This is a genomic window from Pseudomonadota bacterium (genome assembly GCA_039193195.1).
Lineage (GTDB): Bacteria > Pseudomonadota > Gammaproteobacteria > Steroidobacterales > JBCBZW01 > JBCBZW01.
On the sequence record JBCCWS010000030.1, the window covers coordinates 23,439 to 37,133 of the forward strand.

General features: G+C 65.4%; 10 protein-coding genes. 5 read left to right on the forward strand and 5 right to left on the reverse strand.

What is annotated here, in order from left to right:
* Positions 1-5 precede the first annotated feature (5 nt).
* From AAGA68_19395 to AAGA68_19405, 3 genes are all read right to left on the reverse strand, one after another.
* Positions 6-458 carry a hypothetical protein gene (locus AAGA68_19395; GenBank protein MEM9387235.1) on the reverse strand — a complete coding sequence of 151 codons (453 nt, stop codon included), beginning with the start codon at positions 456-458 and terminating at the stop codon, positions 6-8.
* Between the two features lie 314 nt (positions 459-772).
* Positions 773-2,245: an SGNH/GDSL hydrolase family protein gene (locus AAGA68_19400; GenBank protein ID MEM9387236.1), complete on the reverse strand. Its 1,473-nt coding sequence runs from the start codon at positions 2,243-2,245 to the stop codon at positions 773-775.
* A 99-nt stretch (positions 2,246-2,344) separates the two neighbouring features.
* On the reverse strand, positions 2,345-2,908 hold the full coding sequence (locus AAGA68_19405; GenBank protein ID MEM9387237.1) for an ECF-type sigma factor: 564 nt from the start codon (positions 2,906-2,908) through the stop codon (positions 2,345-2,347).
* Between the two features lie 293 nt (positions 2,909-3,201).
* On the opposite strand from AAGA68_19405, the gene AAGA68_19410 reads away from it, so the two are divergent.
* Together AAGA68_19410 and AAGA68_19415 are read left to right on the forward strand one after the other, a co-directional pair.
* Positions 3,202-3,423, forward strand: a complete 222-nt coding sequence (locus tag AAGA68_19410; GenBank protein MEM9387238.1) for a hypothetical protein — start codon at positions 3,202-3,204, stop codon at positions 3,421-3,423.
* Between the two features lie 308 nt (positions 3,424-3,731).
* Positions 3,732-5,513, forward strand: a complete 1,782-nt coding sequence (locus AAGA68_19415; protein MEM9387239.1) for a S9 family peptidase — start codon at positions 3,732-3,734, stop codon at positions 5,511-5,513.
* Between the two features lie 39 nt (positions 5,514-5,552).
* On the opposite strand, the gene trmA is transcribed toward AAGA68_19415, so the two are convergent.
* Positions 5,553-6,653 (reverse strand): tRNA (uridine(54)-C5)-methyltransferase TrmA, encoded by a 1,101-nt coding sequence (trmA, locus tag AAGA68_19420; protein MEM9387240.1) that lies wholly within the window; start codon positions 6,651-6,653, stop codon positions 5,553-5,555.
* 233 nt (positions 6,654-6,886) lie between these two features.
* Here trmA and AAGA68_19425 point away from each other — a divergent pair, with 233 nt between their 5' ends.
* A complete protein-coding gene (locus AAGA68_19425) occupies positions 6,887-7,123 on the forward strand; it encodes a hypothetical protein (GenBank protein MEM9387241.1) in 237 nt (78 codons plus the stop codon).
* Between the two features lie 37 nt (positions 7,124-7,160).
* Here the strand turns inward: AAGA68_19425 and AAGA68_19430 are convergent, their stop codons facing one another.
* The gene (locus AAGA68_19430) at positions 7,161-8,621 is read right to left on the reverse strand and encodes a PLP-dependent aminotransferase family protein (protein ID MEM9387242.1); all 1,461 of its coding nucleotides are present in this window, start codon (positions 8,619-8,621) and stop codon (positions 7,161-7,163) included.
* Positions 8,622-9,088: 467 nt separating this feature from the next.
* Between AAGA68_19430 and AAGA68_19435 the strand changes: the two genes are divergently transcribed.
* Entirely contained in the window at positions 9,089-12,277 is a 3,189-nt protein-coding gene (locus tag AAGA68_19435) for a tetratricopeptide repeat protein (GenBank protein MEM9387243.1), read from the forward strand.
* 254 nt (positions 12,278-12,531) lie between these two features.
* A complete protein-coding gene (locus tag AAGA68_19440; protein ID MEM9387244.1) occupies positions 12,532-13,458 on the forward strand; it encodes a hypothetical protein in 927 nt (308 codons plus the stop codon).
* The last annotated feature ends 237 nt before the right edge of the window (positions 13,459-13,695 follow it).

Sequence of the window (13,695 nt, forward strand, 5' to 3'; positions counted from 1 at the left end):
ACAGACTACCCCGCGACCGCAGGGGCTGGCGTGGGGTGTCGGAGCGTTTGCGCTGGGGTCAGCGCTCGCCCGGCGATCCCCGATAGGGCGTTTGCGAGCGCGTGCAACGAGGCATCGCGATCGTATGCCGCCAACACGCAGTAGCTTATCCGCGCCGGCGCCACCGACGGCAGTGCACAGCGCAAGGCCGCCCCTAGGGCGGCGATGCGCGCGAGATCGAACTGCAGATCGCTGCCTAGCCGGGCCGCTGAGCCAAGGTAGTCGTCCTTGTCCACGCCGTGCCAGCCGTCGATGTCCGCCACGGCGCTTTGCAACAAGGAGAGAATCGCCTTGCGTTCGTAGGCCGTCCCGGAGTTCGGCGCGGTCACGGGCTGGCGTGTTCTACGCGGCATCGACCGCGGCATTGTGGTGATCGTCGCGTGCGGCGTAGCCTTGTGGGTGTGATCGGTCGAGTGCATCGTTCGTCGCCCTCGTTGGGTAAGCTTGACCTGATCCGTCAGGTCGGCTGGAAGCCTGTCCGGCCTTACCCTCACAAGCGCAAGCATCACCCATTTTGTGTCACCCGTTGGTTTCGGCGGTGCGCTAGTCGCACCGGTGCTCCGCCGACACCGCCTTCACGCGAGCCCGGCGCTTGCGGTCGCCTGACACAAGGAGGTGGTGGTTGACGCCACTAAGGAAAAATGGGGTCGGTCGATGTCCATCGCCGAAGGGAAGGGAGGCTCGCGTGTTGCCGTGTCCCCGAGGTCTCTGGTCGGTGGTTACCTGGTTGCCGTCAGCCAACCTCGCCGCGTGCGCTGCAGCTGTTGGCGGCCGTCAGGGACACCAGATCGAGGAATACGAACCCGGCCTCGTCTTTCCAGGTCCAGACTAGGGCGTTGGCGTAGGCGGCCGGCACGCTCACATCCAAAGACAGCTCAGCGAACTCACGCGATGCGATCGTTCTTTGGTACGCACTGACCTCACCTCCCGCTTCGTCGTAGAAGGTGATGCCGAACCAGGCCATCCCGGCCGTGCCGACTTGGCGTGCCGAGGCTGTCAATCGGTAGCATCCGCCGACCGCGAGGCCGCCTAGGGACTGTCCCCGCCCGCCCGCGCCAGGGCCCACCTGCAAGGAGCGCTCGCCGCTCAGCCGTTGCGCAGCCGTGTAGCCGCTATTGCCCCAGTTGACCCAGGCTGTGTTCGAATCGTCCCATTCGAAGTCGCCGTTGCGCACCAGGTTGAACTGGGCCAGGGAGTCGGCGAAAAGCCCGTAGCCCGCGTCGGTCGGATGGATGCCGTCCGCGAAGTGTACGTCTTCGGGCGGCACCATGTCGTAGCCTTCCAGGAGTGCTAGGTGATGGTCTGAGCTCTGGCGTTCGGCGACCACCTCGCGGATGTAGCGCCGGTAGTCATCCAGCATGGAGCCGAAGTAGTTGAGGCCGTCGTAATACGCCCACAAGGGCGTGATGGCGTAGATCGCAGTGGTGGGTTGCTGGGCGCGGATGTTGTCGAGGAAGGTGTTGTAGCTTGCCTTGAAGGCCGCTTCGCCCGGGATGAACCAGAAGTCGTTGGTGCCGATGGCAACGCTGATCAGATCCGCCTCGATGGCGCCCACGGCCGTGCCGTCCGCTGGCGTGACGTTTTGACCGGAGAAGCCCATATTGATGACTTGCCAGCCGTTGAACTCGCCCACGAGGTAGGGGTAAGTCGTGGTGATGCCCGAAGCGGCGGTGCCGTTGGTGATGGAGTCGCCGTACGCGACGTAGCGCACGCTCGGACGGTCGGCGGGGTTGGGGAGCAATCCCTCGCTGCCGCCCGTAAGGCGAAGGCCGAGGAAGTCGACGTCGGCGCCGTAGGGCAGCACGAGGCTGTAGGAGTGCGCAGTGCCGTCGGCCTCGCTGAACAGTGGCGCCCACATGAACCCCTCTCGGAACAGGTCCGCGCCTATGTTGGTTGCGACGAGCTCGCCGTCCATCTCCAGGGCGAAGTGGCCATCGCCTCCCTGTTCGCGGTAGTACAGGCCGACGCTTGCCGATGTCGCGTCCGTGGTGAAGTTGATGCGTGCGCCCGGGGCAAAGTTGTTGGCGAAGAAGTCCACGGTCTCACGGGTGAAGCGAGCTCGGTTGGAATTGACGTCGAGTAAGACGGTTTCCGTGTAGGCGATGAGCGGATCGTCGGGTCCGATCTGTGTTTGAGCGGCGGCCGGCAGGAGGGGGGCGGCAGCCAGCAGCCACGCGATGGCTTGGGACGAGAGGCGAGGTCGCATGGTCGGTCACTCCTTTGACACGTCGGCTGTGCACCGTTGTGGTGCGATGCTCAGGCTAGCGTTGGCATCGTGAGCTCGCGGCGTCCCGCGAGTCAGTCATCAAGACAGTTCGGTGAGTAGCCAGCGGCGCGCGCCTCGCCACTCGCGGGCGATCGTAGCGCGTGAAACTCCCATGATCTCCGCGGTTTCCTCCTCGGTCAGGCCGATGAAGTAGCGAAGTTCGACAATCTCCACCCGCCGTGGATCTACTTTGGCGAGCCGTTCGAGGGCGGCGTCGATGGCCAGCAGGTCGTCCTTCGATTGCCCCTCCTCGAACACCACCGATTGCTCGAGTCCGCGCAGCTGGTCCTTGGGGATACGCTTTTGCGCGTTACCTGCGCGGGCCCGATCCACGAGGATGCGGCGCATGGCAGTAGCGGCAGCGCCGAAGAAGTGCTTCCGATTGTTCCAGGGCACGCCTTGGGCGTCGAACAGGCGTAAGTAGGCCTCGTGCACCAACTCCGTGGTGCTGAGCGTGTAGCCCTGTCGTTCATTGCGCAGCAGGCCGGTGCCGATTCGGCGCAGTTCGGCGTAGAGCACCGGGAACAGCTGCTCCACCGCGTCGCTGGCGTTGTCCGCCCCGCTCAGAATGCGAGTGACGGTGTGCTTGGGATCGTCGGCCATGGATTGAGTTTAGCTGCTGGTCGGCGCCGAAGCGACCGGCGGATTGGTGCGTACCGCTGGCGCCTCGGGTACGTCCCATACCGCTGTGTGCGGGCCGCTTTGCGCGCCCTGTGATGGGCGTGTGACCGGTGGGCGATAGGTTCGTGTCGTCGCTGATGCGTAAAGAGTCATATCTGCGACGAGTTGAGCGCTGCGCAGCAGAACTCTCCGCAGCGAATTGGGCCAGATGAGTAACACCGGCGCTGAGCGCGAAGCAGGCGTGAGGCCGCCATTCATCACACGGGGATAAACCCATGGCAATGTTCACCGGTTGCGTCTTGCAGAAATCCTTGATCGCCGCCACCTCCGCCACCCTAAGCCTATCCGGGCTGCTGCTCGCCGCAGGTGGGCCTGTCGAGGCCAACGGCCCAAGCATGGATGGCGCCGATCCGACCGCGCCAGCGCTCCTGCGCTTCGCGGAGTGTCCTCACGAGGAGCTGCCGAGGGCCGCTGGATCCCCCGCGATCGATGGGTAGGCTCACTTGCCGGGGCGCGCGTGATCGGTGCTCCGCGCGCCGTGTAGGCGAAGGGTATCGAGTGGGGATGCACAGACGAGCGTGCGCCCGAACGCGCACCAACGTTGGGGCGCCCTGCTACACCCCCGCTCCACGTCGTACCCTGTGGGATTGCTAGTGAACCACCCCGTCGCAACGGTCGCCTGTGCACTGTTCAACTCTGTGCCCCTGCTCAGCGTTGCCGTAGGCGATACGAGTACTCATGCGCAGGCTGAGGTAGCCGCTGTACCGCGCTACCCAGCCGAAGCATTCTTCATGACCACCTCCACGTGCCCGTGGATGCTGAGGGCTACGCCTTCTCTCCCGACGGCAAACGGGTGTTGGTCGGCTCCGACGAGTCCGGCGTCTACAACGTGCACGCCTTCAACGTGTCAACCGGCGAATCGACGGCGCTGACCGAGTCCACCACCAATGCGGTTTTCCCGGTCAGCTACTTCCCGAGCGACGCGCGCATCCTGTACACCTTCGACGAGGGAGGGACCGAGCTCAATCATCTGTACGTGCGTGAGCAAGACGGCAAGTCACGGGATCTCACGCCCGGCGATGGGGTTAAGGCCAGGTTCTTGGGGTGGCATGAAGCAGGCACGGCCTTCTGGGTGGGCACTACGGAACTCGACGGCCGCAATTTTGATCTCTACCGCTACGACGCGAAGGACTACTCCAGAGAACTGTTGTTCCGCAACGAAGCCGGCTACTCCCCGGCCGCCGTGTCCGACGACGGTCGCTGGCTAGCGCTGCACAAGCCGCGCACCAGTGCAGATGCTGATATCTACCTTCAGGACCTGACGAACGACGCGCCGCCAGCCCTCATCACTGAGCATGAGGGCAACGTGAGCCACGCCGTGACCACCTTCACGCGCCAGAACGATGCGCTTCACTACCTGACCGATGAGTTCGGTGAGTTCGCCCAGGCTTGGTCGCATCAGTTGGCGACCGGTAAGAAGTCGTTGGTGCTCGAGGCGCAGTGGGACGTTAGCTACGTTGCCGTGTCGCAGACCGGACGCTATCGCGTGGATGGCATCAACGCCGACGCGTTGACTAGGGTGACCGTGAGGGATATTCGCGATGGGCAGCCCGTAGCGCTGCGTGAGCTGCCGGCGGGGAACATCAAGAACGTGCGCTTCAGCTTGGACGATGCGCGCATGGCGTTCTTCATTGACGCAGATACGCAGCCGAACAACCTGTTCGTGGCCAACCTTGACACCGGCGCCGCGCGCCAGTACACGCAGGCGCTCAATCCTGAGATCGACCCCAACGCGCTGACGGAGGTGACCAGCGTACGCTACCCGAGCTTCGATGGACGAGAGATTCCCGCCGTGCTCTACCGCCCCCATCAGGCCAGCGCGGCGTCCCCGGTGCCAGCCGTGGTGTTCGTGCACGGCGGTCCGGGCGGGCAAACCCGCCGCGGCTACTACGCCATGTTCCAGCACCTGGTGAACCACGGCTACGCCGTATTGGGCGCCAACAACCGCGGCTCGAGCGGCTACGGCAAGACCTTTTTCCACCTCGATGATAAGCGCGATGGTGAGGGCGACCTGAACGACATCGTCTGGAGCCGAAAGTACCTCGAGGGCTTGGACTGGGTGGATGGCGAGCGCATTGGCGTGATGGGCGGCAGCTACGGCGGCTACATGACCGCCGCTGCCATGACCTTCCGCCCCGATGCGTTCGAAGTGGGTATCGACATCTTCGGTGTGACCAACTGGGTGCGCACGCTCGAGAGCATCCCGCCCTGGTGGGAGTCCTTCAAGGTAGCGCTCTACGACGAGATGGGCGACCCCGCCACCGATGCCGAGCGCCACCGGCGCATCTCGCCGCTGTTCCACGCGCAGAAGATCGAGCGGCCGATGCTGGTTGTGCAGGGTGCGAACGACCCGCGCGTGCTCAAGGTGGAAAGCGACGAGCTGGTAGAGGCCATGCGCAACAACGATGTGCCCGTGGAGTACTTGGTGTTCGACGACGAAGGCCATGGCTTCGCCAGGCGGGAGAACAAGATCGCGGCGTCCGAGGTCTACGTCAGCTTCCTGGATCGCTACCTATCGAAAAAGTAAGTTTCGCCGGTAGCGCTCACGGGTGAGCGGTAGGTCAGGTCACGTGCTGCGGCGGATCAATACGACCCCACTCTCCACATGGTGGGTGTAAGGGAACTGGTCGAACATGGCGAGGGCGACTGCCTCGTGTGTCGAGTGTAGCGCGCGCAGATTGTCCACTAGACTCTGCGGGCTGCACGAGATGTAGTAGATGCGCTCGAAGCGCCGCAGTAGCTCGCAGGTTTGCCTATCGAGCCCTTGCCGTGGCGGGTCGACGAAGACAGCGCAGAAGTCGTAGGCCGCCAGGGGCTGGCGCAGGGCCTGCAGCCGGCGGAAGGGCCGCGCTCCGTTTAGGGCTTGGGTCACTTCCTCAGCGCTAAGTCGCACCAGCTCGACGTTCTCCACTGCGTTCAGCTCGATGTTTTGCATGGCTGCTCGCGTGCTGATCTTTGCGACCTCGGTGGCGAGGACGGCGCGGTAGCACGAGGCGAGCGGCAAGGTGAAGTTGCCGTTGCCACAGTAAAGCTCGAGCAGATCACCTCGGGCGTCCTGCGCCTGTGTCCATACCCAGTTGAGCATGTGCTCGTTGACGAACGCATTGGGCTGCACGAAGGACTGCTCATACGCGTAGTAGCGCCATTGCCTGGCGCCCACCTCGAAGGACTCCTCGATGCGGTCCACACCGATCACGATCTTCTGCTTGCGGCTGCGACCGATGATCGAGACGCCGAGCTCGCGGGCAAGGTCGGTCGCCGCCTGCTCCCAGGCCTGGTCTAGAGGACGGTGGTAGACCAGGGTCACCACCGTCTGGCCGCTGCGCGAGGCGAGAAACTCCGCCTGGAACACGCGCCGCCGCAGGGTCGCGCTGTGCCTTAGCGCGCGTAACAGCCGGGGCATGCGCTCGGTGATCGGCGCGAGGGCCTGTGGGAATTCATCGATCACGACGGGCTCGCGCGGGGCCTTCGGATCGAACATCACGTAGTCTAGGGCGTCCCCCTCGTGCCAGAGGCGAAACTCGGCGCGGACGCGAAAGCCCTGCGAAGGCGAGCGGTAGCGCTGCGCGGGCAGGTCGCAGTACGGCGCCAGCAGCTCCGCCGTGGCGGCGCACTTGGCGTCGAACAGTGCGTCGTAACGCTCAGGTGCGAAGGTCCAGGGCTTCATCGGGAGTGCTCGTGGGGTATAGTCACGTTCGAAACCACCGGTCCTTGCCGGGGAGTGTTCGTCGTCGTCTTCAGTTCGCAGGCACGCACCCTACCCCCGCGCTGCAAGCGAAGTCGACACGCAATGTGAATCCCATCGCTTTGCGAAGGGCGAAGGGGCTGCTTACGCTTCAGCAGGCTGGATGTCGTCCCGCTCGTGTACTGTTGGCCACTAGCCTCCAACGGGACAAGTCATTGGAAGACAAGCGTCAAGACCTCAAGTCTGAAAAACAGCGCCGATTCCTGGAGGACATGGTGGCTCGCATGGCCGAAGAGCACCCAAGCTTCTACTACCTGCCCACCGTGGAGATAGCGGCGAAGCTGGAGCAGCGCATCCGCGCTGGCGACAGCATGTCGGTCACGGAGCAGGAGCTGATGCGTGGCCTATCCACCCGCGACATTCAGATCCTGTTGGCGGTGCGCGGCGCCTAGGTAAGGCGTGCAGTACCGAGTTGCTGGAAGGGGCGGTTCAGCCTGCTCCGCTCAGCGCTGAGACCGCCTCCCCGAGCCAGCGCACGGCAGCCTCGCTCTGCTCGCTCCACGGGTGGCCATAGCTCAGGCGAATGAAGTTCTCGTAGCGTCCGCTCGGTGAGCACACCTGGCCCGGAAGCAGGCTAATCCCTTCGTTGAGCGCCTGATCGAAGAGGGCTTCGCCGCTGATGCCGGCGGGCAACTCGAGCCACAGCACGCAGCCGCCCACCGGTTGGGAGATGCGTGTTTGCGCCGGAAAGTGCTCGCTCACTAGGGCAGTCATCCGCTGTGCATGGTGGCACAGCACTGGGCGCAGGGCTGTCAGGTGCCGTTGGTAGTCGCCGCTCGAGAGGAACTCGGCCAAGGTGAGCTGCGCAAGCAGACCCGACGAGCAGCTGAAGGCGCGCTTGGTGCGGCTGATATGGTCGCCACAATCGCCCATCACTACCCAACCGATACGATAGCCTGGTGCTACGGTCTTGGAGAAAGAGCCGCAGGTGAGCACGCGGGCAACGGGTGAGCTGAATTGAGCCGGCCGCGGGCGCTGGCCGTCGAAGCGTAGCTCGCCGTAAACGTCGTCTTCGATCAGCGTCACGGCGTGCTCAGCGAGGAGCGCGAGCAGTTCAGCACGCTCGCCTGCTGCCATCGATACCCCGAGGGGGCTCTGCAGGGTGGTGGAGAATACGCAGGCGCGAATCTCGTGCTCAGTAAACAGCTGAGTCAGGTGATCGAGCATCACACCGGAGCCGGCGCAGGTGTCCACCTCCACGGCGAGCAGGCCAAGGCTGTCGATCAGCTCCAGTACGCCGTGATAGGTGGGTGATTCCACGGCCACCAGATCGCCGGGTGAGGTGACGGCCTTGAGGGCGAGCATCAGGGCTTCCTGGGCGCCGTTGGTGATGCAAATGTCATTCGGATCCACGTGCGCCCCGAGCGTATCGAAGTAGTGGTGGGCGAGGGCGCGGCGCAGGGCGGGATGACCGAGCATAGGGGCGTAGTCGAGGGCGTGGCTCTGCGCGCGGGTGACGGCTCGCTTCAGCGTGCGCTGGAGGGCCTTGGTGGCAGGGCGGGCCATCGTCGGGTTGGCGATGCCGAGGGGCACCATGTCCTGACGGTGGATGCTGTCGTACACGCGTGCCATGAGATCCCGGCAGTGCCGGACGCACGGCTCAGGCTTCGGTGTGGGATTGGCGCTAGGTTGCACGAGCGCGTTGCGGGCGAGGTGGCGCACGTAGAAGCCCGATTGGGGGCGTGCTTCGATTCGACGCTGGCGCTCCAGCTCCACGTAGGCCTGGCGCACGGTAGGCACGCTGACGCCCGCAGCCTGGCTCATTCGACGCAGGGAGGGCAGGCGATCGCCGGGACGCAGGGTGCCGCTCTCAATCTGTGCCAGCACCCGCTGTACCACCTGCTGGTAGAGGAACGGGGAGCCGTCGGTGAATTGGTCCGAGGTGGCCATAACTGTTCATGTACAATTTCGGAAAAACTGAATCTGTTATAGCTACAGTAATCCCGTATCGTCAATGGCCATCGACCAGAGGATTTCCGAGGAGGACAGGGCCATGGCTGGAGCTTGCACGCCGTGCGTACCCATCGATCTACCGCCCTGCGCACCGGCCGCTCGGTCCGCGCCTGCCAGCCTGACCGATTGGTGGCGGGATTGGCTGTGCCATCGCTACCTAGGCGCCCGTTGGCGCGGGCGGGCCTTGCGCGGTGCCTTGCGCCAAGACCGATCTGATCGCCGCTGACAAAGGCCCAGTAACCCTCGGTCGTTCCCGATCACCGCGGGTCAATGAGCGAGTTGTGTAGGCGTCGTGCGAGATGGCAAATGCTCGCCTTCGTCCGAACGATGGTCTGGGCTGGTGGCTGTCCGTGGCGCATCAGAGTGTGCCTATAATCCGCGTCTGATCCTTGTCAGTCGCGCCCATGGAACAGGAACGCCTGCGCTACCAATTCGGTCCGTTCACGCTAGACGTCCACGCCGGAGTGCTGATGGGCGTCGAAGGCGACATCAAGTTGCGGCCGCAAGCATTCCGCGTGTTGTTGTATCTCCTGCAGCAGCACGCGCGGATCGTGCCCCGAGATGAGCTTCTCGATGCGGTTTGGGGCTCGGAGCACCTGTCGGCGAACTCCCTACCGCAGGTGATCAGCGAGCTGCGCCAAGCCTTGTGCGACGACACGCGCGAGCCGCGCTACATCGCCACGGTGCACCGCCGAGGCTATCGTTTCGTTGCGCCGACAGCCACCTGCGACGGGGCGCCGAGCGAAGCGGCGGCGTCCTCGCCGCCGCCACTCGAAGCGCGCGATGCGCCCTCGCTGCCAGCCGCTTCGAAGGACATGGAAACGTCACCAGCACGGCGCATGCCCGCCGCCCTGGCAGCGGTGGCGCTCCTAGCGGGGGCGACGGTGGCGCTATCGCTCCAACAGCGCTCGACAGCGCCAGCCCCCACTGCACCGGCGAGCGCCGATGGTCGTCTTCTAGTGCTGCCGCTACACCAGACCGCGCCGGGCGCCAGCACGGCTTGGCTCGCGACCGCGATGGCGGATGCGCTTGGACGGGAGCTCGGTCGCTCCAGAGAATTGGAGGTGTTGTCGCCGCAGCGCACGGCGCGCGTGCAGACGGACCTTGAGCTTAGCGCGAGCGATTCCTTATCACCCGCCACAGTTCGCCGCGTGGAGCGACGCACGGGCGCGCGTTGGGTGGTCACCGGCGCTGTCTCACCCCTGGCAGATGCAGGCGCCATGCGGCTCGAAGTGAGGGTTCGGGACACCCTGCGAATCGATGCGGTGGCCACGCACACGAGTGAATTCACCGTGGCGCAGTGGCCGGATGCCGCGAGCCATGCGGCAGCGGAGCTGCGCCAACGCCTGGGGCTGAGGCCACCAGACGCCCTGCGCGAGGGTCCGGGCCTGGCGCAAGCACCGACCAACCCCAGCGCAGCTCCCGCCTATCACAGCGCCCTATCACGCTCTCGTCAGTTCGATCTAGCGGCTGCGCTCCAGCAGCTCACCGTCGCCGAGGCCGCGGATCCTGCGTCGGCGCACATCGCGAGTGCGCTGGCGCAAGTGCACGGGGCACGCGGCGAGACAGCGCGTGCCCAGCACTATGCGGGTAGAGCCGCCGAACTCGCGAAGCACTGGCGCGCGTCCGAACAACTCCCCCTGCGAGCGCAGGCGCTGCGCCTGGCAGGGCAACCTATCGCGGCGGCGGACCTGTATCGCCAGGCCTACGAGGCGCAGCGCGCCCTGCAGATGGGGCTAGACCTAGCAGGTGCGCTAAGTGACGCAGGGCAGGGTGAGAGCGCGCTGGGCCACTTAGAAGGCATGCGTGAGGAAGCCGGCAACGCCACGGACCGTCTGCTCATTGCGCTGGAGGTGGCAGTCGTAGCGGAGACGATCGGGGAGTTCCTGCTTCAGCGGCAGGCGGCTGAGGACGCCCTGCAAATCGCCACAGCCCTTGGCGCCCAGTGGCACGAGGGCCAGGCGCGGCGCCAGCTGGGGCTGGCTCAGCTTCGCCTCGGCAATGCCCAGGAAGCCTCAGCCCTGTTCTCCCGCGCCTTCGACATGCTGCAGATGCTGGGCGATCTGCCGAGCGCCTCGCAGGTGTCGGCCAACTGGGCGCTGGCGTTGATGGACACGGGAGCCTTGGAGCTTGCGCGCAGCAAGCTCGACCAAGCGCTCACCCTGGCACAGCGCACGGAGCATATCAGCCTCGCCGCTGAGCACACGAGCCAGCTCGGTGCCTTAGCCTTGTACGCGGGGGAGGGGGAGAAGGCGCGCGCGCTGCAGGAGCAAGCGCTCGCCAGCTTTGCGGCGAACGGTGATCGGCGCGGCGAGGCGCAGGCGCGTTTGCGCTACGCCGATGGCATCGGACGCGCCGGCGACTTCGATCGCGCCCTGGCGCTCATGCGCGAGTCGCGCGGCCTGTTCCAACAGATCGGTGACTTGCACGGGGAGGCCCGCGCGTGGGACATGCTAGGCGCGATGCTGGGGCGCTCCGGGTCGCTCGATGCCCAGCGTCACTTCGAGCGCGCCCTCGAGCTGTACCGCGAGTCGGGCGATCGCCGCGGTGAGGCAGACGCCCTTGGACATCTCGGCAGCCAGTACTCGAGCCGAGGCCAGTTCGAGCCTGCCGTGGCGCATATGTCCGAGGCCCTAGACCTCTACCAGCGCATCCCCAGTAAACGGGGGGCAGCGAAGGTGATGTACAACCTTAGCCTAGTGCACCTGCGCACTGGCGCGGTCGCAGAGGCCGCGCGCCTGTTGGGGGATGCGCAGCAGGCATTCGCCGAGCTGGAGTTGGCCGGCAACGCGGCATGGGTGCAGCGCAAGTACGGCGATGTGCTGATGCACCAGGGCAAGCTCGAGCCCGCTCGCGAGGCCCTGGACGGGGCCCTGACCGCCACGCGCGAGTCCGGCGCGAAGGTAGCGATCGCCCATGCCCTGAGCAGCTTGGGAGACCTCGCCGTGTTCGAGGGTGATCGGGTGGCGGCGAGGGCGCTGCACGAGCAAGCGCGCGACATGCGCGAGAGCATGCGTCAATACGGCAACGCCGCAGCCAATGAAATGGCCTTGGTACGTCTAGCCCTAGACCGAAGCGACTTCGCTGAGGCCCAACGAGCCCTCGACGTCGCCACTTCGGCCCTGGAGACAAACATCCAAGGCTGGCGCGCCGTGCTGCTCGCGCTGCAGGCACGACTTGAGGCGGCCCGCGGCCTGCCGGAACTCGCCCGCACCTCCTTATCCGAGGCGGTGTCCGCACTCGAGGAGAGTGCGAGCGAAGACGCGAGCATGCGCCTTATCATGGACCTGGAGATTGGGCGAGCTCTCGGCGCCCTAGGCGAGCATGACGCCGCAATGGCGACCCTGGCCGAGGTCGGCGCCACCGCCGAAGGCTACGGCTTCGTCGCCCGTGCCATGGAGGCGCGTCTGGCCCGCTTCGACGTCATGGCCGACGCGAGCGGTCCCGCCCCGGCAGCGGAGCCGGCGCTGCGCCTATTGGCGGAGCAGGCCGAGGCGGCGGGATTCATCGCCATCGCGCAGCGCGCCGCGGCGCTGGTGCGTGTGGCCGAGGCGAGCACCAGGTCGATGCCAGCGGAAGCGCAGGTGAACTAACCCTGCCCCTACTTGCGCGAGTCGGCCTGTGCGCCGTCCGCATCACCTTAGCGAATAATAGAAAAACATTAACTATCAATATTTTAGCCTTTCTTGAAGACTATTTGAGGGTTTGATCAACCCTCGATTCCGTGCACTCCCCATCATCTCGCCACCTGCACCGCGGTGGCCGTCGACGAGCGCGGTCGGCAGCCCTGGCAGGTCAGCATCCGCAGCTATCGATTCGGGCACTGAATGCCCTAGGGAGTCGCAGAATGAAGCACACGATCCGCACCATTGGCGCCGCCGTGATCGGCCTCACCACCTTCACCGCCGCCCAAGCCAATGACGAACTGCTCGCCCAACGCACTATCCCCGGCCACCCCTGCCAGGGCGCGAACTACTTTAACGGCGAGCAGATCACCGACTACTCGAGCCTGCAGGCCTTCCTCTCGGACGAGCAGTTCGCCTTCTGGAACGCTTTCATCCTGCCGGAGGTGGGCGTGGTCGATCACGACGCTGAGGCCACCAACGCGCTGCCGATCGACGCCAGCACTCCCCTCAATCGCTTGATGGCCCTGCTCGTGATCCCGGGACTCGAGGACTTCTTGCTCCGGCCCGAGTCGGTGAACGTGCCGGTGCAAGACCCCTTCATCCGCACGGACCCTAACGACAGCGAGCGCAAGCAGGTGCCCCTGCAGTCGGAGATGGAAAGCAAGCTGAACCCGGGCACCCGCAACGATCTCTACGCCCGTCCCTACACGGTGCGGCGCTGGAACCGTGTCAACGGCAGTGCCGAGCTCGGGTGCTACGACGAGAACAGCGGCTTCGTGCGCATCACCGCAAACAAGCTCTTCCCGGGCATTCCGTACAGCGTGTGGTCCGTGTTCTCCACGGACAAGGAGGAGTATCAGGCGCCCGGCTTCCCCTCGGCTGCCGTGGGCATGGGCGGCGCGCCGAACTTCATGGTCGCCGATCGTGAGGGGCGCGCCGCGTTCGAGCGTGAGCTGGGGTACTGTCCGCTCGAGATCGAAGATCCCCTGATGTACATCGCCCTGCTCGCGCACTTCGACAGCGAGCTGTTCGGCACCGCGCCCACCGACAACACGGCGGAGTTCGGCGTGGGCTATTTCGCCGACCATCTGTGCTTCCCGACCGGGGACTACCTGCTCGACGACGCCGGCAACCCGCTAGTGCCGTAGGACAGGTCTTCAACGGTGCCAGGATTTGCTGAACCGGCACCGCGCTAGGGCCTTCGTAGCGGTCGCTGCGAAGGTTCGACGCGTTGGGCGCTAGGCGTCGCGGCGGGAGCTGATTTGGCCGACCGCCGTCAGCGCGATGCCATGTGGCGGCGACGGGCTGCCAAGGCGCGTTGTCGGGCGCGTGCGCTCGTGGTGAAGCTCATGGCCATCGGCTCGCTCCGAAGCGACGCGGGAGCC